Annotated in this window: 23 protein-coding genes and 1 pseudogene; 13 read left to right on the top strand and 11 right to left on the bottom strand. The window is 44.8% G+C overall.

Going from position 1 to position 23238, the window contains the following annotated elements; translation table 11 throughout:
- Positions 1–10: 10 nt before the first annotated feature.
- Positions 11–232 carry a YczF family membrane protein gene (locus ACQVGS_RS20050; protein ID WP_024120204.1) on the bottom strand — a complete coding sequence of 74 codons (222 nt, stop codon included), beginning with the start codon at positions 230–232 and terminating at the stop codon, positions 11–13.
- 126 nt (positions 233–358) lie between these two features.
- On the opposite strand from ACQVGS_RS20050, the gene gerKA reads away from it, so the two are divergent.
- The 3 genes from gerKA to gerKB are packed head-to-tail and all read left to right on the top strand — an operon-like array spanning position 359 to position 4347.
- Positions 359–1987 (top strand): spore germination protein GerKA, encoded by a 1629-nt coding sequence (gene gerKA, locus ACQVGS_RS20045; RefSeq protein WP_491830479.1) that lies wholly within the window; start codon positions 359–361, stop codon positions 1985–1987.
- Positions 1977–3200 carry a Ger(x)C family spore germination protein gene (locus ACQVGS_RS20040; protein WP_254518036.1) on the top strand — a complete coding sequence of 408 codons (1224 nt, stop codon included), beginning with the start codon at positions 1977–1979 and terminating at the stop codon, positions 3198–3200. Before gerKA ends, ACQVGS_RS20040 begins: the two co-directional genes overlap by 11 nt.
- A 22-nt stretch (positions 3201–3222) precedes the next feature.
- The gene (gene gerKB, locus ACQVGS_RS20035) at positions 3223–4347 is read left to right on the top strand and encodes an endospore germination permease GerKB (protein ID WP_101863982.1); all 1125 of its coding nucleotides are present in this window, start codon (positions 3223–3225) and stop codon (positions 4345–4347) included.
- Between the two features lie 102 nt (positions 4348–4449).
- Here the strand turns inward: gerKB and ACQVGS_RS20030 are convergent, their stop codons facing one another.
- Together ACQVGS_RS20030 and ACQVGS_RS20025 are read right to left on the bottom strand one after the other, a co-directional pair.
- Positions 4450–5130: an ABC transporter ATP-binding protein gene (locus ACQVGS_RS20030; protein WP_106021026.1), complete on the bottom strand. Its 681-nt coding sequence runs from the start codon at positions 5128–5130 to the stop codon at positions 4450–4452.
- 15 nt (positions 5131–5145) lie between these two features.
- Positions 5146–6600 carry an ABC transporter permease gene (locus ACQVGS_RS20025; RefSeq protein ID WP_106022285.1) on the bottom strand — a complete coding sequence of 485 codons (1455 nt, stop codon included), beginning with the start codon at positions 6598–6600 and terminating at the stop codon, positions 5146–5148.
- 212 nt (positions 6601–6812) lie between these two features.
- On the opposite strand from ACQVGS_RS20025, the gene yclJ reads away from it, so the two are divergent.
- The 4 genes from yclJ to phrC all read left to right on the top strand — a co-directional run bounded on the left by yclJ (position 6813) and on the right by phrC (position 10330).
- Positions 6813–7496 (top strand): two-component system response regulator YclJ, encoded by a 684-nt coding sequence (yclJ, locus tag ACQVGS_RS20020; protein ID WP_127695984.1) that lies wholly within the window; start codon positions 6813–6815, stop codon positions 7494–7496.
- Positions 7483–8907 carry a two-component system sensor histidine kinase YclK gene (yclK, locus tag ACQVGS_RS20015; RefSeq protein WP_101860980.1) on the top strand — a complete coding sequence of 475 codons (1425 nt, stop codon included), beginning with the start codon at positions 7483–7485 and terminating at the stop codon, positions 8905–8907. The genes yclJ and yclK overlap by 14 nt, the downstream gene beginning before the upstream one ends.
- A 168-nt stretch (positions 8908–9075) precedes the next feature.
- On the top strand, positions 9076–10224 hold the full coding sequence (gene rapC, locus ACQVGS_RS20010; RefSeq protein WP_024120212.1) for a response regulator aspartate phosphatase RapC: 1149 nt from the start codon (positions 9076–9078) through the stop codon (positions 10222–10224).
- On the top strand, positions 10208–10330 hold the full coding sequence (gene phrC, locus ACQVGS_RS20005) for a phosphatase RapC inhibitor PhrC (RefSeq protein WP_010333023.1): 123 nt from the start codon (positions 10208–10210) through the stop codon (positions 10328–10330). Before rapC ends, phrC begins: the two co-directional genes overlap by 17 nt.
- A 104-nt stretch (positions 10331–10434) precedes the next feature.
- On the opposite strand, the gene ACQVGS_RS20000 is transcribed toward phrC, so the two are convergent.
- The 3 genes from ACQVGS_RS20000 to ACQVGS_RS19990 form a co-directional block, all read right to left on the bottom strand.
- Entirely contained in the window at positions 10435–10527 is a 93-nt protein-coding gene (locus tag ACQVGS_RS20000; RefSeq protein WP_024120214.1) for a YjcZ family sporulation protein, read from the bottom strand.
- Positions 10528–10673: 146 nt separating this feature from the next.
- Positions 10674–10784, bottom strand: a complete 111-nt coding sequence (locus tag ACQVGS_RS19995) for a YjcZ family sporulation protein (protein WP_106021023.1) — start codon at positions 10782–10784, stop codon at positions 10674–10676.
- Positions 10785–10936: 152 nt separating this feature from the next.
- Positions 10937–12301: an aspartate kinase gene (locus tag ACQVGS_RS19990; RefSeq protein ID WP_095714086.1), complete on the bottom strand. Its 1365-nt coding sequence runs from the start codon at positions 12299–12301 to the stop codon at positions 10937–10939.
- A 385-nt stretch (positions 12302–12686) separates the two neighbouring features.
- Here ACQVGS_RS19990 and yclN point away from each other — a divergent pair, with 385 nt between their 5' ends.
- From yclN to ACQVGS_RS19970, 4 genes are read left to right on the top strand one after another with little or no spacing between them, the layout of a single operon-like run.
- Positions 12687–13637 (top strand): petrobactin ABC transporter permease YclN, encoded by a 951-nt coding sequence (yclN, locus tag ACQVGS_RS19985; RefSeq protein ID WP_010333025.1) that lies wholly within the window; start codon positions 12687–12689, stop codon positions 13635–13637.
- Positions 13630–14577 carry a petrobactin ABC transporter permease YclO gene (gene yclO / locus ACQVGS_RS19980; protein ID WP_127695982.1) on the top strand — a complete coding sequence of 316 codons (948 nt, stop codon included), beginning with the start codon at positions 13630–13632 and terminating at the stop codon, positions 14575–14577. Before yclN ends, yclO begins: the two co-directional genes overlap by 8 nt.
- Entirely contained in the window at positions 14571–15329 is a 759-nt protein-coding gene (gene yclP / locus ACQVGS_RS19975) for a petrobactin ABC transporter ATP-binding protein YclP (RefSeq protein WP_106021019.1), read from the top strand. Before yclO ends, yclP begins: the two co-directional genes overlap by 7 nt.
- Positions 15330–15350: 21 nt before the next feature.
- Positions 15351–16304: a siderophore ABC transporter substrate-binding protein gene (locus ACQVGS_RS19970; protein WP_127695980.1), complete on the top strand. Its 954-nt coding sequence runs from the start codon at positions 15351–15353 to the stop codon at positions 16302–16304.
- Positions 16305–16352: 48 nt separating this feature from the next.
- Here ACQVGS_RS19970 and ACQVGS_RS19965 read toward each other — a convergent pair whose 3' ends face one another.
- The 4 genes from ACQVGS_RS19965 to ACQVGS_RS19950 form a co-directional block, all read right to left on the bottom strand.
- Complete coding sequence (locus ACQVGS_RS19965) at positions 16353–17771, bottom strand: MDR family MFS transporter (protein ID WP_095714088.1); 1419 nt, start codon at positions 17769–17771, stop codon at positions 16353–16355.
- 18 nt (positions 17772–17789) lie between these two features.
- A complete protein-coding gene (locus ACQVGS_RS19960) occupies positions 17790–18668 on the bottom strand; it encodes a TetR/AcrR family transcriptional regulator (RefSeq protein ID WP_127695978.1) in 879 nt (292 codons plus the stop codon).
- A 166-nt stretch (positions 18669–18834) separates the two neighbouring features.
- Positions 18835–19584: an NADPH-dependent oxidoreductase gene (locus ACQVGS_RS19955; RefSeq protein WP_326229921.1), complete on the bottom strand. Its 750-nt coding sequence runs from the start codon at positions 19582–19584 to the stop codon at positions 18835–18837.
- 16 nt (positions 19585–19600) lie between these two features.
- The gene (locus ACQVGS_RS19950; RefSeq protein ID WP_044161872.1) at positions 19601–19888 is read right to left on the bottom strand and encodes a putative quinol monooxygenase; all 288 of its coding nucleotides are present in this window, start codon (positions 19886–19888) and stop codon (positions 19601–19603) included.
- Positions 19889–20028: 140 nt separating this feature from the next.
- Here ACQVGS_RS19950 and ACQVGS_RS19945 point away from each other — a divergent pair, with 140 nt between their 5' ends.
- Positions 20029–20343 carry an ArsR/SmtB family transcription factor gene (locus ACQVGS_RS19945; RefSeq protein WP_024120224.1) on the top strand — a complete coding sequence of 105 codons (315 nt, stop codon included), beginning with the start codon at positions 20029–20031 and terminating at the stop codon, positions 20341–20343.
- Between the two features lies 1 nt (position 20344).
- On the opposite strand, the pseudogene gabR reads toward ACQVGS_RS19945, so the two are convergent.
- A pseudogene (gene gabR, locus ACQVGS_RS19940) lies at positions 20345–21785 on the bottom strand (MocR-like transcriptional regulator GabR).
- A gap of 105 nt (positions 21786–21890) precedes the next feature.
- Between gabR and gabT the strand changes: the two are divergent.
- Positions 21891–23204: a 4-aminobutyrate--2-oxoglutarate transaminase gene (gene gabT, locus ACQVGS_RS19935; protein WP_106021014.1), complete on the top strand. Its 1314-nt coding sequence runs from the start codon at positions 21891–21893 to the stop codon at positions 23202–23204.
- Positions 23205–23238: the final 34 nt, after the last annotated feature.

Raw genomic sequence — 23238 nt, 5'->3', positions numbered from 1 at the left:
GCGCCTCGCTCTAGGGGCTTTTTTTGTTCGATTTATAGATCACGAATATCTCTCTCACCAATAGCAAAACAAAAAATAAAAGCATCATCCATTCCGCAAACGATGTCATCTTGAAGCTGGACATATTATTATAAATGGCTTTTCCCAAACTGAATCCTTGAAGCATGTCCATGAAAACTGAAATCACCAACAAACAAATTAATAAAACAGCCGTTATGCCTAATATTTTCATCCTTCATCACCCTCCGCTTTTAGTGTCTATCTTTATGAGAGAGTTATACCCGCTCGCCAGTCACATGCATAATCTTAAGGCTGACAGGAAGAATATGAGAAAACGATAAGGAAAGGTATTTTGTGTATGCCGTCATTTTTTAAGCAAAAGAAAAATACCGAAACGAAAGACAGCCAGAAACAAGAAGATAAGAATCAGCAGAAGAAAGAAGAAGGGGCGATTCTGGCTTCTTCAAGTTTGGCGAAAAATGTGGCGGACATGAAGAAGAAAGTCGGAAGCAGCTCTGATGTCATTATTCGGGAAGTGAAAGCAGGGGAACAGGATGAAGTTCACCTGGCCATTATTTATATCGCGGGTTTGGTCGATAATAACACGATACATGAATCGTTAATCGAGCCTTTGATTCAGGATCAAACCATCCAAAATGCCCATGCGCTAAAGCAGATCCTTGAAAAAACGCTTCCGCTGGGCGGAGTAAAAGCTGAAAAGAGCTGGGACAAGCTGTTCACTGAATTGATGCTTGGAAATGCGCTGGTTTTTGCGGACGGTTCTGATGAGGCGCTTATCTGCAGCACCCAGGGGGGAGAGCACCGTTCCATACAAGAGCCGAGCACCCAGGTGTCATTCCGGGGCCCGCGCCAAGGGTTTACAGAGTCTTTGCAAACCAATATTTCCATGATTCGGCGATACATTAAAAATCCCAATGTATGGGTCGAAAAAATGAAAATCGGTTCTGTGACAAATACGGATATCGCGCTGATGTACATTCACGGCATTTGTGATGAAAAGGTGCTGAAGGAAGTGAGGCAGCGCCTGAAAAAAATAGACATTGACAGTATTTTAGAATCCGGATACATCGAGCAGCTGATCGAAGACGAAACGTTTACGACGTTTCCGACCATGTATCACACGGAACGCCCTGACGTCGTCGCAGGAAATCTATTAGAAGGAAGATTTGCAATCGTTGTGGACGGAACACCGTTTGTTCTGATTGCCCCAGCCTTATTTATTCAATTTTTTCAGTCGGTTGAAGATTATTATTCACGCTTTGACATTGCGACAAGTATACGGATTCTGCGGATATTTATCTTTTTTATTTCACTTGTCGCACCGGCTGTTTATGTGGCAGCTACGACGTTTCATCAGGAAATGATTCCGACACAGCTGTTAATCGTCATTGCTGCCCAGCGGGAAATCGTTCCGTTTCCGGCCGTTGTTGAAGCCATCACAATGGAGGTTGCTTTTGAGATTCTCAGGGAAGCTGGGGTCAGACTGCCGAGGGTTGTAGGATCGGCTGTTTCCATTGTAGGCGCGCTTGTTATCGGCCAAGCTGCTGTTCAGGTTGGTATCGTGTCTCCGGCTATGGTCATCATCGTTGCCATAACGGCCATTGCCAGCTTCGCAACGCCGGCGTTTGCCATGGCGATATCTGCCCGCCTCATTCGGTTTATGTTTATCATTGCTTCTGCCGTAATGGGTTTTTACGGGCTGGTATTAGGGATTATTATGATGTTTGTTCATTTATGCAGTCTGCGTTCCTTTGGTGTTCCTTATATGTCGCCGCTTGCGCCCTTTTCTTCACAAGGCGTGAAGGACACGCTGTTCCGTGTTCCTTGGTGGGCCGACCAGAAAAGGCCTGAATCCATCAGCAAAAAAGATAAGGTCCGTCAGGGGAAAGACCAGCGTCCTCAGCCGGATGGTTCACGCGGAATGGTGAACAAAGAGTTGAGAGAAGGAGATCAAGATGATACGTAAACGTGTACTAGCCGTTATCATGCTTTTGAGCATCATTGTGCTGCCCGGCTGCTGGGATAAGCGCGAGCTGACAGATCTTGCGATTATATCGGCAATCGGCATTGATCGGACAAATCAAGGGAATTACGTACTGCACTTTCAGATCATTAATCCCGGAAACGTTGCCGGAGGGCTTCAGGGCGGCGGTGCGGGAGACAGGCCGCCTGTATCCGTCTATTCCATAGTAGGCGACAACATGACGGAAGCGCTCAGAAAAGCCTCTATGAAAGTATCCAGGCGGCTTTATTTTGCCCATACCAACCTGGTCGTGATCAGTGAAAAGCTGGCGAGAGAGGAAGGTTTGAATTTTGTGTTAGATAACCTTGACCGCGATACGGAATTCAGGACCACGGCAACGATTGTCATCGCCCATAAAACGAAAGCCGAAAATATCGTCAAAACGCTTACGCCGATTGATAAAATACCATCCAATAAAGTCAATAAAACACTCGACTTCACGCAAGCGCAATATGGGCGGGTGATTAAAACCAATATCCAAGATGTCTTGAAAACACTTGCCCTCACCACAGAAGCGCCGGTGATCCCCGGATACAGGATGATCGGGGATGATAAAAAAGGAGTCAGCCTGGAAAACACACAGGCGACTGACCCGCAAGCCATTCTTCAGGCGGACGGTTTGGCGGTATTCGATAAAAGAGGCCATTTAAAATATTGGATTGAAGATAAGGACAAAGCTGGGGTTGTCTGGCTTAAGAATCAAATCCAGCATACGTTTATTAATGCCGATTGTAAGAAGACAAAAGATGCGGTAAGCTTACAGGTCACGCATCAGACAACAAAGCTTAACCCGGAAATACGAAACGGCCGTCCCCGCATTCATGTTCACGTAACGGTTGAAGGCATAATAGACGCAGTAAAGTATCCATTTCATTTGTCTGACCCAAAGGTGTTAGCCGATATCGAAAAAGCACTCAACAAACAGCTGGAAAAGGAAATCAGCCATGCAGTTGAAAAGATAAAGGAACATAAAATTGACTTTATCGGATTCGGAGACACGATATACAGGAAGTATCCGAAGCAGTGGGAAAAAATGAGGGATACATGGGACAAAGAATATTTGCCTGATCTGCCTGTCGATGTAAAGGCGGAGACGTATATCAGAAGAACGGGGCTGCGAAATAATCCGCTCAGAAACCAGCTTAATCATAAATAGGTCAAGAAAGGAGTAGTGACAGATGGAAAAAGCCAAAATCAGCATTAGGCAGCTGTTTGTCATGATGATCATTTTTGAGCTGGGCAGCTCCTTATTGATTACACCGGGAACGATGGCGGGCCGGGATGCCTGGATAGCAGTGCTATTAGGCTGTGCAGTTGGTTTATTTCTTTTTTACTTGTATCAGGGGATCTATCAATGCTATCCGGAGTTCTCCCCGAAAGAATACATGGATGATATGCTCGGCAAAAAGCTGAGCTGGTTCTTTTCGTTTCTTTATATCTTGTATTTTGCATATATTGCCGCCCGGGTGCTGCGTGATTTCGGAGAAATGCTGCTGACGTTTGCTTACCATGATACTCCGATTATCATCGTGAATGCTTTACTAATGGTGGTCAGCATATATGCCGTCAGAAAAGGAATTGAAGTGCTGGCGCGGGCGGGTGAGCTTCTCTTCGGGGCAATGTATCTATTGGGTGCGCTCGGTCTCGTGCTGATCATTGTATCGGGTTCCATAGATCTGAAAAATTTAAAACCGGTTTTAGCAGACGGGATTTTCCCTGTTATTCATTCTGTTTTTACACAAACCATGTACGTTCCGTTCGGTGAAATTGTTTTATTTGTAATGATTTTCCCTAATCTCAATGATCGCAAGAATGTCAAAAAAGTGGGGATGCTCGCTATGGTCATCAGCGGATTGGTTGTGGCGCTTACCGTAGCGATTAATATCAGTGTGCTTGATGTTGATCTGACATTGCGATCGCAGTTTCCGCTTTTAAGTACGATTCAGACAATCAAAGTGGAAGAATTTCTGGACCGGCTTGATATCTTTTTTATGCTGGCACTGATTATCGGCGGCTTCTTCAAAGTCAGCCTCTATCTGTATGCGGTGGTGGTGGGTGCGTCCACTCTTTTTAAGGAAAAAAATCCTTCACAGTTGGCATATCCAATGGGACTGGGCATACTCATCCTCTCTATCGCAATTGCCACCAACTTTTCAGAGCATTTAAATGAAGGGCTGAAAGTAGTGCCGCTGTACATTCATTTGCCTTTTCAAGTGCTGTTTCCATTATTTCTGTTTATCCTCGCTGTTTGGAAAAAGAAGAGAAGAGAGAAATCAAAGCAGGCTGAAAAACAGAAACAATAAAAAGAGCGGGGGGATGCAGCCGCCGCTCTTTTTACGTTCACTTCTATATAAAAGGGGGATATAGGTTGCGCCCCTGTCTGCACTGGCAGAGGCGCGTTTTTGTTATACGACTGCGGCGTTTTCCGTCACAGTAAAGCTTCCTCGTGAAAGTCTGATGGTAATGTCAGATACTCTTGCAATTTGTTCATCATGCGTCACCATGATGATGCATTTATTTTCTTTGTGCGCCAAATCCTGAAAGAGCCGCACAATTTCTTTCGACGTATCCTCGTCAAGGTTTCCGGTCGGTTCATCGGCTACGATCAAGTCCGTGTCACAGCAAAACGCTCTTGTAATGGAAACACGCTGCTGCTGTCCGCCGCTTAATGTCAGCACCTTTTGCCGGGCTTGTTTTTCATTGATGCCGACCTTCTCCAGCATCTCCAAAGCATATGCTTCTTTATTCTTTTCCTTTGAACCTGTGATTTCCATGGCGGTTGTCACATTTTGAAGAGCTGTCATATATGGAAGCAGGTTGTACGCCTGAAAGACAATTGATACGTATTTATTTCTGAAATTCGTCAATCCGATTTTAGAAACAGCTTTTCCGCCATAAAGGATATGTCCTTCTTTAGGTGCGTCAAGTCCGCCTGCCAGAGACAGGAAGGTAGTTTTTCCTGTCCCTGAGGTGCCGACGATTGTATAAAATTTACCTTTTTCAAAGCTGATATTAATATCCTGAAACAAGGGCTGGCTTTTGTCTTTATACCAGTAGCCGACTTGTTGAAATTCTAATAAGCTCATTCGTTTCGCCTCTTTCTATTCCTGTTTTGTCAATATCGTTTTCGGGTGGAGCCGCAGTACTGAAATAGACGGCAGCAGCGTTGCAATGACAGCGATTAACATTCCGATTCCGCCGAGAACAAGCATATCGTTCATCGAAACTGCCACATTCAGTGAATCAATGACGTCCGCGTTTGAAGAGCTTTGGCCGAACATTCCGTGGCCCATGCCGCCCCCGCCGCCGGGCATTTGGGCGCTTGCAGTTTGTGTTGAATCAGTTGATGAACTGATCTGCTGGGATAAGAGCTGATTGCCGAGCTGGTTGGCGACCAGATTTCCAGTCACTGATGCAATGCCGATGGCCACAACTGCCACGATCAGAATCTCAGTTAAGAACTGGCCAATCAGCTTCCACCGTTTTTCACCGATAGCCATTAACACACCCATCTCATATTTGCGCTCTCTGATTGACATCATGACAATGAGGCCAAGAATGACAGCGCCTGCCACTGATACAAGGTACACAACGTTTTTAGAGAAAGAAGCTACATTTTCGATCGGGCCGACCATTTGCTGGTAAAGCTGATCGTTTGTATTTAAAGTAAACGTATCAAAGTCGATTGACGTTTTCTTCGCTGCTGTAACGAATGCATCAATATGTTCAGCATCGTCCATATCATAAACAGCTGAATCAATCGTGTTTTTATAATCGTCACCTTTCAGAGCCGCTGTTGCTGTGTAAGGTGTGTAAAGCTTATTGTAAGGATTTAAGAATGAGAAATTCTGGGCTTGGTCATCGCCTGAAGACGTTGTTTTATAAATACCGACAATCTTCAGTTTGACTGTTGTATCTTCGTCTGTTGCTGATTCTATTGTGATGGAATCCCCAACGATTACATCATTTTCTTCTGCTAATGTTTCATTGATCACTGTGACGTTTTTGCCGACATCAGATTTTGTAATCGCGCGCCCGTCTGTGATTTTTGAATCTCCGTCTGAGAATTCCTCTAACAGCGACGTGCTGATAACACCTTCAATCGAAAGATCGGCTTGAACCATTTGTTTTCCGCCTTGCATTGGAGCGCCTTTTGTATCGCTTGAGCTTGAGTCTGTGCTCGAATCACTAGAGCTTGAGCTTTCAATCGCATCGAAGTTTCCGGCGTTGGCTGAAGCTGACGTAATGAAGTTGTAGCTCTTCACATGATCAAGCGCTGTCAGCTTATTGGCATCAGACACTTTTATCGGTGTAGATTCGAAGCTGCGTTTTTCACCGCTGTCCTGCTGCTTCTCCATTTGTTTTTGGCGGTCAACTTGAAGCGTAACGCTTCCGCCCAGCTCCTGTCTGGCAAGGTCGCTGGATTTTTGAGCTGCTGACTGGATCGTGAGGCCAGACAGAACAAATATACAAATCACTGTAAACACAAATAACTGCAAAAACGTTTTTCCTTTTTTGGCCTTCATGTTCCAAAAAGCCCGTTTGATAAAATTCATTTATGTTCCTCCGTATAGGTATTTTTATAGATAAGACCGCCTGTGAGGCAGGCCCGCTTGTTGATAAATTTATAGTAGTCCAAAGGTATGAAAAAAATATGAACAATCTATTTCTAGTTGATGAAATAAAAACTAACAATTGTGAAACCCAAAATTCTCTGTATAAAATGGTGCTATTATATAGAAAAGCATCAAAACAATCGGAGGATCCAATGAAAATTTTAATGATAGAAGATAACGTAAGTGTTTGTACGATGACAGAGATGTTCTTTTTTAAAGAAGGTTTTGAAGCTGAATTTGTTCATAACGGTTTAGAGGGGTATCAGCGCTTTGCTGAAGAGAATTGGGATTTGGTGATTCTGGATATTATGCTTCCGTCTATGGACGGCGTAACCATCTGCAGAAAAATAAGAGAGACAAGCACGGTTCCGATTATCATGCTGACTGCCAGAGACACCGAATCAGATCAGGTGATCGGCTTTGAGATGGGTGCGGACGATTATGTGACGAAGCCATTCAGCCCGCTGACATTGGTTGCCCGCATCAAAGCCGTGAACAGAAGATATCAGGCGACGGGCAAGGCGGCAGCGGAAGAAGATACGATTGAATCGGAATGCTTTAAAATTAATAAAAAGACGAGAGAAGTATTTTTAAATGGGGAGCCTGTTGAAAACCTCACGCCTAAGGAGTTTGACCTGCTTTATTACCTTGTGCAGAACCCGCGGCAGGTGTTTTCCAGAGAGCAGCTGCTTGAGCAGGTATGGGGCTATCAGTTCTACGGAGACGAACGGACTGTCGATGTTCATATTAAACGGCTGCGGAAAAAGCTTGCAAGTGAGGACAGGCCTTTCCTATATACTGTATGGGGAGTAGGGTATAAATTTGATGAGGATTAAATATTTATATCAGCTGCTGCTGAGCCATGTCAGCATATTAATTTTAGCATTTGTTATCATTATTTCTCTTTTTTCTCACTTTGTGAAAGAGTTTGCCTACCAAAATAAAGTAGAGGAACTGACGTCATATGCGGTGCAGATTGCAAGCGAATTTCAAACCGGCCAGGTTGATATGCGCCGGCTGTACCCATATCAGGATATATTACGCACAAGAAAGACACAGTTTATCATCTTTAATGAAGCACAGCAGCCTTATTTTCACCCTGAAGACTTTCACCCACGGGAAAAGCTGAAGAAAGCGGAGTGGGAGAAGCTGAAAAAAGGGCAGGTGGTCATGAACAGAGCGGATGGCCGTTTTAACGATGAGGTTTCCCTTGTTGCACAGCCGATTTTTGTTAACAATGAATTTAAAGGCGCGGTACTGCTGATTTCTCCAATCAGCGGCGTAGAGCAAATGATTAACCAGGTCAACCTCTATATGTTTTACGCGATAATCAGCACGCTTGTCATTACCATTCTCGTCAGCTGGCTGCTTTCCAAATTCCATGTGAAACGCATTCAAAAGCTGAGAGAAGCAACGGATAAAGTAGCTTCCGGCGACTATGACATCCACTTGGAAAACGGCTACCGGGATGAAATCGGGGTGCTGGCGTCTGACTTTAATATCATGGCGAAAAAATTAAAGCAGTCGAGGGATGAAATCGACCGGCTTGAGAAGCGGAGAAGGCAGTTTATTGCCGATGTATCCCATGAATTAAGAACGCCGCTGACAACCATTAACGGTTTGGTTGAAGGGCTGGACAGCAATACGATTCCAGAGGAGAATAAAGAAAAATGCTTCTCGCTCATCAGTGAGGAAACGAAGCGAATGCTGCGTCTCGTAAAAGAAAATCTCGATTACGAAAAAATCAGATCACAGCAAATCACCCTGAACAAGCTTGACGTTCCGCTGATTGAAGTATTCGAAATCATGAAAGAGCACCTTGAACAGCAGGCGGAAGAAAAGCAAAATAAGCTGATGATTCAGGTGGAGGACAGCGTGATCGTTCATGCCGACTATGACCGGTTAATTCAAATCCTCGTGAACATTACAAAAAACAGCATCCAATTTACGCAGCAAGGTGACATTTGGCTGCGGGGAACAGAAGGATATAAAGAGACCATTATCGAAATTGAAGATACGGGAATCGGCATTTCAAAAGAGGATATCGAGCATATTTGGGAGCGGTTCTACAAAGCTGATATTTCAAGAACGAACACGGCGTACGGAGAATACGGCCTCGGCCTCTCCATCGTCAAGCAGCTTGTTGAAATGCATCAAGGTACAATAGACATTAAGAGTGAACAAGGGAAAGGCACAACATTCATTATCCGCCTTCCTTTACCTGCAAAACAGCAATCAATCATGTAAGGCGGCGGCATATCGTCAGATGCTGCCGCCTTCTTTCTAACAGCGCTTCGGTATTCCTTTTTTTATTGCGTGCTCCCGAAATAAAGATTGCGTGTTTTTCGGGTTAGGACAGTCTGTAAACATGATAAAATATGACATAAACAGTTTTTGATGGGAGAGGGTGAAGGAATGAAGAGCGGGGTAATTCCTTCTTCAGCGGTCGGTCAAAAAATTAACGAGTGGTACAAATATATCCGGACCTTCAGCGTGCCGGATGCCGAGGTGCTAAAAGCTGAAATCCAGCAGGAACTGAAACACATGCAGCATGATTCCAACTTGCTGTTATATTACTCACTAATGGAATTTCGCCACCAGCTTATGCTTGATTATCTCGAGCCGCTGGAGAAATTAAATATCGAAGACCAGCCAAGCCTGTCTGAATTATCACGAAATATAGACAGCAACCAAGCTGATCTGAAAGGGCTTCTCGATTATTATGTGAATTTTTTCCGCGGAATGTATGAGTTTGATAAGCGGGAATTTATTTCTGCCATTACATATTACAAACAGGCGGAGAAAAAACTTTCTTTTGTTTCCGATCATATTGAACGGGCTGAATTTTATTTTAAAATTGCGGAAGCTTATTATTATATGAAGCAAACGTACTTTTCATTGATTCATATCAAAAATGCATATGAAATTTATGTAGAGCAGGAAACCTATAATGTTCGGATAATCCAATGCCATTTCGTGTTCGGGGTTAACCTTATGGATGAGAGAAATTTTGAACAAGCCGCACGGCATTTCAAATTGGCGCTGGAGATGGCGGAAGCGGAACAAAAAGCCCAATTGGTCGGAAGAGCATTTTATAATTTAGGGCTGTGTTATTACAATCAAGACCTCCTCGACCCTGCCATTGAACATTTTGAGAAAGCGGTTTCCACTTTTGAAAACAGCAGAATCACCAATTCTCTGCCTCAAGCATATTTTTTAATAACACTTATTTATTATAAACGCGGAAAACATGAGAAGGCCTCGGAATATCACAAGAGGGGCTATGAATATGCTAAAGAAACAGACGATGCAGATTACGCGGTAAAATTTGAGTTTTTACAATCCCTATATCAGGCACAGCCCAATACAGAAGGAATCGAACGATGTTTCCGATATTTAAAAAATAAAAATATGTATGCTGATATAGAGGATTTAGGCCTAGAAGTAGCAAAATATTACTATGAACAAAAATGGTTTGAACTGTCTGCTTCCTACTTTCTTAGAGTTGAAGAGGCAAGAAAACAAATACAAAGGAGTGAAGGTTTGTATGAAATTGAAATCTAAGTTATTTGTTATTTGTTTGGCTGCAGCAGCTGTTTTTACAGCGGTTGGCGTCTCTGCACATGCTGAAGCATCCGACTTTCATGTCACAGAAAGAGGAATGACGTAAGAACCAGGCCCCTTCTCAATAAGAGAAGGGGTTTTCTTTTAAAGAAACAGCAACGCAGGATATGGACCTTACGGCGCCGCCTGATTCATGGAGATTCCTTTTTCTTAGTAGCCTCCGTTAAAAAACGCAGTTCCCACGATAATTAAGAGGATAAATAACACAACAATCAAAGCAAAAGAGTTTCCGTAACCAGACATCTGTGCCACCTCCTTGTGAGATTACTTTATGATATGCTGCATAAACGCGGCGGACAGGGCTTTCAGGATATAGATTGAAAAATAAAGAAAACAACTAAAAAACGCCGCATGACAATGATATTGTCTTACGGCGCTGTACTGCAGACTTAGAAGCCTCTTGTAAATGCAGTACCTACGATAATCAATAGAATAAACAATACAACGATCAAAGCGAAAGAACCGATGCCGTAACCGCCGCCATTAGAATATCCTGACATAAGGCTTTCACCTCCCTATGATGGATACTACAAAATGTGCGGACATGGCCGGATTGATAGGGATAATAGTGGACAAGGCAAAGAATGAACAATTCGGCTATCAAGGCGGACAATATAAAAAGCGGGCCCTGCCGCCCGCTTTTATGTATAGATTAAGAGACCAGCACACCCGCGAAAAACTCCCGGTATAATGCTTGGACGGCTTTTCTTTCTTCGGCTTCCTTTACGCCGAACATCATGCTCACTTCAGAAGATCCTTGGTTAATCATTTCGATATTTACTTTCGCCTCTGATAAGGCTTTGGCCGCTCTTGCCGTTGTGCCGACATTATGGCGCATTGCTTCTCCTACAACCATAATCAGCGCCAGATTGTGCTCGACAATGACTTCATCGGCATGAAGGTTCTCTTTAATCTGCTTCATTACGCTTCGTTCGGCCGAAGCATCCATTTGGCCCTGTCTTAAGATGATCGTCATGTCATCAATTCCCGATGGAACATGCTCATACGTCAAACCGTGTTCTTCTAGGATTTGAAGGGCTCTGCGGCCAAACCCGATTTCTCTGTTCATTAAATATTTGCTGATATAAATGCTGCAAAAGCCGGTATCGCTGGCAATGCCGACGACAGGGCCGTTAGTGTTATCGCGTTTGCTGACGACGCGTGTTCCGTTCGCCGACGGGTTGTTCGTATTTTTGATCTGTACGGGAATGCCCGCTCTGAAGGCCGGAATGAGCGCTTCATCATGAAACACTGAAAAGCCTGCGTACGACAGCTCGCGCATCTCTCTGTATGTCAGCTCGTGGATTTCCTTCGGGTTCTCAACAATGGAAGGATTAACAGAGTACACGGCATCTACATCAGTAAAGTTTTCGTACAGATCGGCCTGAAGACCGTTGGCCAAAATGGAGCCTGTAATATCAGAACCGCTCCGTGAGAATGTCATCACATCGCCATCCTTGCTGAACCCGAAAAAGCCGGGGAATATGATGAGGCCTTCACGCTCTCTCAGCTGAAAGAGATTTTGATACGATTCAGGCAGCACCTGCGCGTTGCCGGGTTCGTTTGTTACAAAAAGGCCGGCATCCTTCGGGTTCACATATTCCGCTTTCACGCCTTTGTGGCGGAAATAAGCGGCAATCAGCTTAGCGTTGTTATCCTCACCGCTTGCTTTGACTGCGTCCAAATATTGTACGGGATTGCTTTTATCTCCTTCTAAAAGCGTAAACAAATCATCACGGATTTTTTCTATAATACACGGCTCAAGCTGAAGCTCATTTGCGATCAGAGCATACCGTTCAATGACCGCTTCCGCCAGTTCAGGGGCGCTGCCGGATGATAAATACTGTTCAGCACATGCGATTAAGAGATCAGTCACTTTCGTATCCTCTGAATAGCGTTTGCCCGGAGCCGAAACCACTACAGCTTTGCGTGCGGGATCTGAGGTTACGATTTGAAACACCTTTTCAAGCTGTGCGCCTGAAGCGAGTGAGCTGCCTCCGAATTTAACGACCTTCATGTTTACATCTCCTAATGTTTAAAATTTTCACACAAATTTAGTATTTATTATCCCTCTTTCAGTTCTGTAAATCAAGGAGAAATTTCTTTGTGGAATGAACATTTGTATTTATAGAGAGGAATTGTGTCAGGTCTGATGACGAACCTGAAGCATAGTGAAGATAAATATGGTAAACAGACTAACGATTTGTGATGGGAAATGGTTTGAATGATTAGTAAAATTGAATAGATAACGAAGTTAATATTTTTAAAGAATATTGACTAACACTAGAAAAATGGTAATATGTAAATGATAATGATAATCAATTACTATATGGCCATATCGTTTTGAGTCCTTGCGGAGTAGGAGATACGTTCTTTTTGCTGTGAGGATGTAAGGAGGCAGCATGAAGCTACGTTACTTATTTTTTCTACTTATCATATTAGCAGTCACTTCTGTATTTATCGGCGTAGAAGATCTGTCGCCGCTTGATCTCTTTGATTTAAGCAAAGAAGAGGCGTCAACGCTCTTTGCCAGCCGTTTGCCGCGGCTGATCAGTATTCTAATCGCGGGCATGAGCATGAGCATCTGCGGGCTGATTATGCAGCAGATCACCAGAAACAAATTCGTGTCACCGACAACGGCCGGCACGATGGACTGGGCGAGGCTGGGAATCTTAATATCCTTGCTTCTGTTTACATCGGCAAGTCCTTTAATGAAAATGCTGATTGCTTTTGTCTTTGCTTTAGTCGGCAATTTTCTGTTTATGAAAATTCTTGAAAGAATCAAGTTTAACGACACCATCTTTATTCCGCTAGTCGGTTTAATGCTCGGGAATATCGTCAGCTCAATCGCGACGTTTATCGCGTATAAATATGACCTGATCCAGAACGTGTCATCATGGCTTCAGGGGGATTTCTCCTTAGTTGTGAAAGGGAGATACGAGCTTCTCTATCTGAGTATTCCGCTTGTCATCATTGCCTATGTTTATGCGGATAAATTTACAGTGGCGGGTATGGGAGAAAGCTTTTCTGTCAACCTCGGCCTCAAGTATAAACGGGTTGTGAACATCGGGCTCATTATCGTATCCCTGATTACGTCACTTGTCATTTTGACTGTCGGTATGCTTCCGTTTCTCGGTTTAATCATCCCGAACATTGTATCGATCTACAGAGGAGACAACCTGAAAAACAGCCTGCCGCACACTGCGCTGCTGGGAGCGGTTTTTGTTCTGTTTTGCGATATATTGGGCAGAGTCATTATCTTCCCATATGAAATCTCGATTGGTCTGATGGTCGGAATCATCGGCAGCGGCATTTTCCTGTTTATGCTGTTAAGGAGAAAAGCGTATGCGTAACCAGATGAAAATTGCGTTGCTCGTTGGTATAGCCGTTGTATGTATCGGTTTGTTTCTGTTTTATGACTTAGGCAATTGGGATTACACACTGCCGAGAAGAATCAAAAAAGTCGCTGCCATTATGCTGACAGGCGGAGCGATTGCGTTTTCGACGATGATCTTCCAAACCATCTCGAATAACCGCATCCTGACGCCCAGCATTTTAGGCCTTGATTCTCTCTATATGCTGATTCAGACCGTCATCATCTTTTTGTTCGGTTCTATGAATATCGTAATCATGAATAAAAACATCAACTTCATCATCTCTGTTTTGCTGATGGTGCTGTTTTCTTTTGTTCTCTATCAGATCATGTTCAAAGGTGAGGGGAAAAATATCTTCTTTCTTCTGCTCATCGGAATCGTGTTCGGCACGCTGTTCAGCAGTCTGTCTTCCTTTATGCAGATGCTGATTGATCCGAATGAGTTTCAGGTTGTGCAGGACAAAATGTTTGCCAGCTTTAACAACATCAACACTGATTTGTTATGGCTCGCCTTCATCATCTTCCTGCTGACCGGTATCTATGTCTGGCGTTTCACGAAATTTTTTGACGTGCTGTCACTCGGCCGTGAACACGCCGTCAATTTGGGCATTAACTACGACAAAGTTGTCAAACAGATGCTGATCGTGATCGCGATCCTTGTTTCTGTTTCTACAGCGCTTGTCGGCCCGATTATGTTCTTGGGGCTTCTCGTCGTCAACCTGGCGAGAGAATTTCTGAAAACATATCAGCATTCGTACTTAATCGCAGGTTCTGTTTTAATCAGCATTATTGCGTTAGTCGGGGGACAGTTTGTGGTTGAGAAAGTATTCACCTTCTCAACGACGCTGAGCGTTATTATTAATTTTGCCGGCGGGATTTATTTTATCTACTTGCTGTTAAAGGAGAATAAATCATGGTAGAGGTCAAAAATGTAAGCAAACAATATGGAGGGAAAGTTGTCCTTGAAGAGACGTCAGTCACGATTCAAAAAGGCAAAATCACCTCGTTTATCGGTCCTAACGGCGCCGGCAAAAGTACGCTGCTGTCTATTATGAGCCGCCTGATCAAAAAGGATTCCGGTGAGATTTTCATAGACGGAGAAGAGATCGGAACCTGCGACAGCAAAGAGCTTGCCAAAAAAATGAGTATTTTAAAGCAGGCGAACCAAATCAATATCAGACTGACCATCAAAGACCTTGTCAGCTTCGGCAGATTCCCCTATTCACAGGGCCGGCTGACAGAGGAAGACTGGGTTCATATCAACCAGGCGCTCAGTTATATGAAGCTGGAGGAGATTCAGGATAAGTACTTGGATCAGCTGAGCGGGGGACAGTGCCAAAGGGCTTTTATCGCAATGGTCATTGCCCAGGACACGGATTACATTTTTCTGGATGAGCCGCTGAACAACCTGGATATGAAACATTCAGTTGAAATTATGAAGCTTCTGAAGAGGCTGGTAGAGGAGCTTGGAAAAACAATCGTGATCGTAATTCACGATATCAACTTTGCTTCCGTCTACTCCGATCATATCGTTGCTTTGAAAAACGGCCGAATCGTAAAAGAGGGGCCGCCGAAGGAGATGATTGAAACCTCTGTGCTCGAAGAAATCTACGATATGACCATCCCGATTCAGACGATTGATAACCAAAGAATAGGTGTTTATTTTTCTTAATATACAGAAGAGGTGAAGAGCATGAAAAAGTTTGCAATTCTATTCATCGCATTGGTGACGGCTGTTGTCATTTCCGCTTGCGGAAACCAAAGCTCAAGCAGCAAAGGTTCTGACACGAAGAAAGAACAAATGACGGTGAAACACCAGCTGGACAAAAACGGCACAAAAGTGACAAAGAACCCTAAAAAAGTCGTTGTATTTGATTTAGGAAGCTTAGATACATTAGATAAATTAGGTCTTGATGATAAAGTAGCGGGCCTGCCGAAACAAGCCCTTCCTAAATATCTGTCCAAATTCAAAGATGACAAATATGCTGATGTCGGAAGCTTAAAAGAGCCAGACTTTGAAAAAGTAGCGGATTTAGACCCTGACCTGATCATTATCTCTGGCAGACAATCTGAGTCCTACAAAGAATTCTCTAATATTGCACCGACCATTTACCTTGGCGTAGATACAGCGAACTACATGGAATCATTTAAATCAGATGCACAAACAATCGGTAAAATCTTTGATAAAGAAGATGAAGTAAAAGACGAGCTCGCAACAATTGATAACTCAATTGCGGATCTTAAGAAAACAGCTGAAAAGAAAAACAAAAACGGCCTTGTGATGATGGCGAACGACGGAAAAATCAGCGCGTTCGGATCTAAATCAAGATACGGCCTGATCCATGACGTATTCGGGGTGACACCGGCTGATAAAAATATTAAAGCGTCTACTCACGGACAAAGCGTTTCATATGAGTACATTTCAAAAACAAACCCTGATTACCTGTTTGTTATTGACCGCGGTACAGCAATCGGAGAAACATCATCTACAAAACAAGTCGTTGAAAATGACTATGTGAAAAACGTAAACGCCGTGAAAAATAATCATGTCGTTTACCTTGATTCAGCTACTTGGTACTTATCAGGAGGCGGACTTGAGTCAATGACGCAAATGATTAAAGAAGTGAAAGACGGGTTAGAGAAGTAAAACCAAAAAGAGCCTCCGCTCTCAAAGCGGGGCTCTTTTTTTATAGGATCAGCGTGCCGGCTGCTGTTCGGCAGGGCGCTGAGGTTTCTTTAATGTAAAGGATAGAAGTAAGCCGGCAAGCGCGATGCAGGCTGCCACGATAAAAGCGGCGTTCATGCCGTGCAGAGCGGCGTGTTTTACATTTGTGGTTCCTGCATGTGCCGCCTGGTTGCTCATCACGGATACCAGGAGAGCAGTTCCGATGGAGCCGCCGACTTGGCGAACCGTATTGTTCATCGCTGTTCCGTGCGGAATCAGGTGGCGCGGCAGCGCATTGATTCCGGCTGTTGTCACAGGCATCATAATCATCGCTGTCCCTAAGAGACGAACGGTATATAAAACGACAATCCAAGCCAGTGACGTATGGTCAGTCAGCTGCATAAACGGAAGTGATGTCAGGAAGATGATACAGAAACCTGCAATCGCCAGGCCTCTTCCGCCGACACGGTCAAAAATTCTTCCGATAATCGGTGACATGAAGCCCATTACAATGGCTCCCGGAAGAAGCATAAGCCCTGTATCAAAGGCTGTGACGTCTCTGACGTTTTGTGTATACAGCGGCAGAATTGTTTCTGTACCAATTAATAATGCAAAGACAAGGGTTCCCAGCAGGGTTGTTAAGCTGAAGATACCAAACGTAAATACGCGGAATTCCAGCATCGGTTTTTCAAGCTTCATCTGTCTTGTAATAAATAAGAGCAGCGCGATCACGCCCACTAGCAGTGAAATCAGAACCGTTGAGCTGGTCCATCCGTAAGAGCCGACGCTTGAGAAGCCATAGAGCAGCCCGCCAAATCCAAGTGTCGACAGGATAACTGATAAAATATCAATCTGTGTTTTTCTTAATGTCGTCACGTTTTTCATAAGAATGATAGCGAGAAGCAAATCGATCACGGCAAACGGAAGAATGATATAAAACAATGATCTCCATGAGAAAGCTTCTACTGCCCATCCTGAAAGAGTCGGTCCGATCGCAGGCGCGAAGGAGATGACCAATCCGACCATACCCATAGCCTGGCCGCGCTTTTCAATCGGAAAGATCGTTAAAAATACTGTCTGCATGAGCGGCATCATAATGCCGGCTCCGGCTGCCTGAATGATACGGGCCGCCAGCAGAACCGGAAAGTTCGGGGCAAACGTGCCGACGATTGTTCCGGCAGTGAAAATACTCATCGCCGTAATGAGAAGCGTACGGCTCGTGAATTTTTCAATTAAAAACGCAGTAATCGGAATTAAAATACCGTTCGTTAACATAAATGAAGTCGTCAGCCATTGGGCTTGGTTTGCATCTATATGAAAATCCCTCATGATATGGGGGAGAGCGGTAATTAACAGTGTCTGGTTCAAAATGGCGACAAACGCCCCGGCTAACAAAATGCCGACAATGACAGAACGGTTAAACGGTTTTTTTTCAATACTTGTGTCCAATAAGATCCCTTCTTTTCTTTAAGTAATTAGCAGTGTTTTTAACATAGAAATTTGCTGTGTTAAAACACCGGTTTGTTCCAGATAGCCAATCAGTGATTTCAGTAAAAAGGCGCGGGGCTCTTCCTTTTTTGCTTCCTCTTCCAGCATGGCTGCAGCGGATGTCAGCTCATCGATATCATAATCCGCGGCGGGCAGGGAAGAGATGCCTTTATGTAATTCTTTCAGGCTTTCTGATAACAGGAGTGATTTATCCTTTGGCTGGTAGGAGGACGCCGATTGGATATAAAGCTCGATGGTCTCAGGCGGAATCAGGGACTGCCGTGTTTCTCTGTTTTTGACAATCTGATTGAGGGTGCTGATGATAAACGCTGCGATCGGGTCAAGCTCAAGCGGTTTTTCCTCTATTTTGATCAGCATTAAAAACTCACGCATCATGCCGTGAAGAATGATCACTAAATCCCATACAAACGGGAGAATGGTTTCTCCATACGCCTGGATCAGCGAATCGCGGTGCCAGCAGATAATCGTTGATCTGGTCTGATGGATATGCTGTTTTACACGGTCATTGTGCAGCTTGGGGTTTCCGTAGGTCAGCATATTAAAAAACTGCTGATTCCGCCTGAATCCTTCCAGCTCCATTTTGACCTTTTGAATCAAACGCTCCTCCGGTGTCAGTGCGGTATTTTCCTGCAGTCTTGATGCCGCGGCCACCATTTGCTTCTGGTTAAACGTCAGCAGCTCCAAAAGCAAATCTTCCTTCGACTGAAACAGCTTATATATCGAAGCTTTTGATATCTTACATTCTTCTGCGATTGCCTGCATGGAAACCGACGTAAAATCCTTTTCAGAAAAAAGCTTCCGCGCGGCTAACAAGATTTCTGTTTTTTTATCAAGCATCTCATGGCTTCCTTCTTTCTTTCTTGAACAATAGAAAACCCATTGGTTCACAGGAAACCAATGAGTAACATTGATAAAATTTTACCAAATAAACAAAATGAAAGTCAATGGATTTTATCCGGACAATAAAAGGGGCCTGCCGGAATTCCGACAGGCCGGGTGAGGCTTATTTTTCAACTTTAAATCCTTGTGTTTCGAGCATTTCACGAATATGCGGATAGTACAGGCGCTCATAGTATGAGGCGATGCCTTGTGACCAGTTTCGTGTTTCTTTTCCGTTGGTCCGGTTTTTCATGTATTCGGCCATTTGTTCATCATATGACTGAATGTGTGATGTCAGCTCGTCCTGCTGCAGATACGTTTCTTTGTGATAAACCGCTGCCTTTGGAAGACGAGGTTTTTTCGCTGAACGATCAGCAGGATGGCCGACGACTAGACCCGATACAGGGAACACGTATTTCGGAAGCTGAAGCAGCTCGATCAGTTCATTTGGGTTTCCCCGAACCGCGCCGATCGGAACAGTGCCAAGACCGAGTGATTCAGCTGCCGCTGTCGCCGTGCCAAGTGCGATGCCGGCATCTACAGCGCCGACAAGAACGGATTCTAAACCGTTTGTGATTTCCATGTTGAAGTCATGCAGATCTTCAAGAGCAATTTTTGCCCGGTTGAAGTCTGCGCAGAAAAGCAAGAAAACCGGAGCTTGGTCAATCCAAGGCTGTCCGCCCGCCAGTTCGGAGATTTTCTTTTTCCGCTCTTTATCCTGAATCGCGATGACAGTCACTTGCTGCCCGTTGATAGAAGTAGGGGCTGATTGCACCGCTTGTATAATGTGGTCTAGCTGCTCTTCTGACACCGGCTCATCCGTATAGCTGCGGATGGAGCGGTGATCTGTTAATGATTTGATTACTTCGTTCATGTGAGACATCCTTTCCTTACTCGCTGAGCTCTGTGCGTACAACATCAAGAGGAGCGCTCAGCAGTTCTTTGGCATTTGCTACAAATGCTTGGAAATGCGCAGTGTCATTGTGTGATTTCATCGCCGCTTCATCTTTCCATTGTTCAAGCATCACGAATGTATTTTCTTCGCCTACTTTTTCAAAAAGGTCGTATTGCGCGTTGCCTTCCTCGGCTCTTGAATGTTGAACGAGCGATTGTGCCTCGCTCAAGAATTCTTCGCGTTTTTCGGGTTTTACTTTCATATAAGCTTGTAATACGATCATGTAAATCTCCTCCATTTGTCTTTAAAATTTATTGTTCGAATTTGATCGAACTAAATGTACCATGTAATCAAAATCAGGTAAAGGAAAAACCCTCAAATAGTAAAATTGTCATTCTAATTGTTGTGTGATACATTTGTGTCATGAACATTCCAAACCATCCAGAAACAGAAACATTGCAGCTGACAAAGGTTCTTCACGCACTGAGTGATCCGCTACGTTTAGAGCTGGTGAAGCAATTGGCCGAAGCAAAAGAGAAAACGTGCAGCACCTGTGCTGATGTACAGGTTGCAAAGTCGACCTTGTCCCACCATTTTAAAGTATTAAGAGAATCGGGCATCGCTCAAGTACGCATAGAAGGAAAGCGCCGTTATTATTCGCTTCGCACAGAAGATCTTGAAAGGGCATTTCCGGGCCTGCTTGAAGCAGTGCTGAACGTGGACCAGGAGCGCTGGTAAATCAATCCCCTGAACAGGGGATTTTTTTATGTTCCATAAACAGCGCGGCGAAGTCTTTGCACACCTTCCTGAATGTCCTCTTCCCTCAGCCGTGCAAAGCCGATAATAAGCGCGGGTTTGTCCGGCTGCGGACGGCTTTCTTTTAAGCGAAACCGGCTCATCCCGAAGATTTCAAGCTGTTGGGCGGCGGCATGCGCGAGGATCTCTTGTTCTGTGCGGCAGGTGTAAAATTCAGTGACGAAATGCAGTCCCGCATTTGCCCCTTTTACTGTAATCTCCCCTCCAAACTCTGATTCTAATGCGCGGATGAGGCGTTCTCTCTTTTCTTTATAATGCTGCTTCATTTTTTTTATATGCTTCTGATATTCTCCGGACTCGATAAATTCCTGCAGGGCGAGCTGGGTGAGCGACGAGCATGTCTGCAGGTCATAGCCCCGCTTTTTGTATACCCGTAACAGCTTCGGCGGCAGCACCATGTAGCTGACCCGCAATCCGGGGAGAAGTGATTTTGAAAATGTGCCCATATAGATGATGTTTTGAAAGCGGTCAAGGCTTTGGAGCGCCGGGATACTGTCTACATCATATTTAAATTCGCTGTCATAATCATCCTCAATAATATAGCGGCTCGGCTGCTCCGCTGCCCAGTTCAGCAGCTGAATTCTCCGGGACACAGGCATAATTGTCCCGGCCGGGAATTGATGCGAAGGGGTAGTGATTAATACATCAGGCTTCTGTCTGATGATTTCAGAAATCGATATCCCTTTTTCATCAAGCATAATCGTCTTCACCTGTTTTCCGGCATGTTGCAAAAGCTGGTACATTCGCCTGTAGCCAGGCTCCTCCATCGCATACACCGCGTCCTGAGGCAAAAGCTCAGTCAGCAGCTGCATCAGCACCTGGGTGCCCGCCCCGATGACGATTTGTTCCGGCCGGCATTTCACACCCCGCGTCAGAGAGATGAGCCTTGTAATGGCGGCTCTTACCTCATATATGCCTTGCGGATGAGACATGTCGCCGAGCGTGCGGTGTGAGCGGGCAGCCGCTTTTTGCTCACAGCGAAACCAGCTTTTCATTGGAAAATGATCTGTATCGGCACTCATATGTGAAAAAGATATCCAATCGCTTTGATCGATATGAACCTCTTTCAGATCATCCGGCAGTGAAGATGAGGGCTGTTCCTCAGAGGGAAATGTGTCCAGCTGTTCGACGAAAAAACCCTTTCTTTCTTCAGCGTACAAATACCCTTCGGCGAGCAGCTGCTGATAGGCTGAATTCACAGAGTTTACGCTGACCTTCAGCTTTTCAGCCAGCTCTCGTTTGGAGGGAACCTTCGAGTGGGGCAGCAGATTATGGCTGAGGATTTCGTTTTTCAGCTTTTGATAAATCTGCTGATAGATATAATCTGCTTTTTCTGAGCGATCGAGAGTGATTGTGATGTCCATTGCGGTGTCTCCTTCTGGTACCATCAAAAAGTTATAATTGGTACTTTTCATCATACCAAAAAGAAGTCAGAATGGTAAGAAAATAATGACAGTGGGGGGATTCACATGAGTCAAACAACGGCATCAACTTTCACTACAGCAGAGTGGCAGCAAAAACGGGACCAATTTGTCTCAAAAGGTGTGAGCAACGGAAACCGCAGCCTGGCGGTAAAAGGAGAGGGAGCAGAGCTGTATGATTTGGACGGCCGGAGATTTATTGATTTTGCTGGCGCTATTGGAACTTTAAACGTCGGACACTCGCATCCGAAGGTGGTAGAAGCTGTGAAGCGGCAGGCGGAGGAGCTGATCCATCCGGGCTTTAACGTCATGATGTATCCGTCTTATATTGAATTAGCTGAAAAGCTTTGCGGCATTGCGCCTGGCACTCATGAGAAAAAAGCGATTTTCCTCAATTCCGGAGCGGAAGCGGTGGAAAACGCTGTGAAAATCGCCAGAAAGTATACCAAGCGCCAAGGCGTTGTCTCGTTTACACGCGGGTTCCACGGACGCACGAATATGACAATGAGCATGACAAGCAAGGTAAAGCCGTACAAATTCGGTTTCGGCCCATTTGCATCAGAGGTATACCAGGCGCCGTTTCCGTATTATTATCAGAAGCCTGCCGGACTGAGTGATGATGCATATGACGATATGGTCATTCAAGCGTTCAATGACTTCTTTATCGCAGCAGTTGCTCCTGAAACGGTAGCGTGTGTTGTGATGGAGCCGGTGCAGGGAGAAGGCGGATTCATTATTCCTTCTAAACGGTTTGTGCAGCACGTCGCTTCCTTCTGTAAAGAACACGGCATCGTCTTTGTAGCCGATGAAATTCAAACCGGATTTGCCAGAACGGGCACTTATTTCGCGATCGAGCACTTTGATGTCGTGCCAGACCTGATCACGGTTTCGAAATCTCTTGCGGCTGGGCTGCCGTTAAGCGGTGTGATCGGACGCGCGGAAATGCTTGATGCGGCGGCGCCCGGAGAGCTCGGCGGCACGTATGCGGGAAGTCCGCTTGGGTGCGCGGCGGCATTGGCTGTTTTGGACATTATTGAAGAAGAAGGCCTGAATGAACGTTCTGAGGAAATCGGCAGGATCATTGAAGAAAAAGCGCTTGAATGGAAAACAGAATACCCGTTTATCGGTGACATCCGCAGACTTGGGGCGATGGCAGCCATCGAGATCGTGAAAGACCCTGAAACACGTGAACCTGATAAAGCGAAAGCGGCAGCCATCGCAGCGTACGCGAATCAAAACGGATTGCTGCTGCTGACAGCCGGAATCAACGGCAATATCATCCGCTTCCTGACGCCGCTGGTTATTTCAGATGACCTTCTGAATGAAGGGCTCCACATTGTGGAAGCAGGTCTGCGAGCTTAATCATTGGAAAGACCGCACACGGGTCTGCTATCAT

The sequence above is a fragment of the Bacillus sp. SD127 genome (assembly GCF_058566445.1).
The sequence above is the reverse complement of the archived record's forward strand: the minus strand, read 5'-3'. Positions and strand labels throughout refer to the sequence as shown.

Excerpts from the sequence above, each read along its gene's own strand:
- ACQVGS_RS20050 (WP_024120204.1), bottom strand. The coding sequence starts at position 232 with ATGAAAATATTAGGCATAACGGCTGTTTTATTAATTTGTTTGTTGGTG.
- gerKA (WP_491830479.1), top strand. The coding sequence starts at position 359 with ATGCCGTCATTTTTTAAGCAAAAGAAAAATACCGAAACGAAAGACAGC.
- ACQVGS_RS20040 (WP_254518036.1), top strand. The coding sequence starts at position 1,977 with ATGATACGTAAACGTGTACTAGCCGTTATCATGCTTTTGAGCATCATT.
- gerKB (WP_101863982.1), top strand. The coding sequence starts at position 3,223 with ATGGAAAAAGCCAAAATCAGCATTAGGCAGCTGTTTGTCATGATGATC.
- ACQVGS_RS20030 (WP_106021026.1), bottom strand. The coding sequence starts at position 5,130 with ATGAGCTTATTAGAATTTCAACAAGTCGGCTACTGGTATAAAGACAAA.
- ACQVGS_RS20025 (WP_106022285.1), bottom strand. The coding sequence starts at position 6,600 with ATGAATTTTATCAAACGGGCTTTTTGGAACATGAAGGCCAAAAAAGGA.
- yclJ (WP_127695984.1), top strand. The coding sequence starts at position 6,813 with ATGAAAATTTTAATGATAGAAGATAACGTAAGTGTTTGTACGATGACA.
- rapC (WP_024120212.1), top strand. The coding sequence starts at position 9,076 with ATGAAGAGCGGGGTAATTCCTTCTTCAGCGGTCGGTCAAAAAATTAAC.
- phrC (WP_010333023.1), top strand. The coding sequence starts at position 10,208 with ATGAAATTGAAATCTAAGTTATTTGTTATTTGTTTGGCTGCAGCAGCT.
- ACQVGS_RS20000 (WP_024120214.1), bottom strand. The coding sequence starts at position 10,527 with ATGTCTGGTTACGGAAACTCTTTTGCTTTGATTGTTGTGTTATTTATC.
- ACQVGS_RS19995 (WP_106021023.1), bottom strand. The coding sequence starts at position 10,784 with ATGTCAGGATATTCTAATGGCGGCGGTTACGGCATCGGTTCTTTCGCT.
- ACQVGS_RS19990 (WP_095714086.1), bottom strand. The coding sequence starts at position 12,301 with ATGAAGGTCGTTAAATTCGGAGGCAGCTCACTCGCTTCAGGCGCACAG.
- yclN (WP_010333025.1), top strand. The coding sequence starts at position 12,687 with ATGAAGCTACGTTACTTATTTTTTCTACTTATCATATTAGCAGTCACT.
- yclO (WP_127695982.1), top strand. The coding sequence starts at position 13,630 with ATGCGTAACCAGATGAAAATTGCGTTGCTCGTTGGTATAGCCGTTGTA.
- yclP (WP_106021019.1), top strand. The coding sequence starts at position 14,571 with ATGGTAGAGGTCAAAAATGTAAGCAAACAATATGGAGGGAAAGTTGTC.
- ACQVGS_RS19970 (WP_127695980.1), top strand. The coding sequence starts at position 15,351 with ATGAAAAAGTTTGCAATTCTATTCATCGCATTGGTGACGGCTGTTGTC.
- ACQVGS_RS19960 (WP_127695978.1), bottom strand. The coding sequence starts at position 18,668 with ATGCTTGATAAAAAAACAGAAATCTTGTTAGCCGCGCGGAAGCTTTTT.
- ACQVGS_RS19955 (WP_326229921.1), bottom strand. The coding sequence starts at position 19,584 with ATGAACGAAGTAATCAAATCATTAACAGATCACCGCTCCATCCGCAGC.
- ACQVGS_RS19950 (WP_044161872.1), bottom strand. The coding sequence starts at position 19,888 with ATGATCGTATTACAAGCTTATATGAAAGTAAAACCCGAAAAACGCGAA.
- ACQVGS_RS19945 (WP_024120224.1), top strand. The coding sequence starts at position 20,029 with ATGAACATTCCAAACCATCCAGAAACAGAAACATTGCAGCTGACAAAG.
- gabT (WP_106021014.1), top strand. The coding sequence starts at position 21,891 with ATGAGTCAAACAACGGCATCAACTTTCACTACAGCAGAGTGGCAGCAA.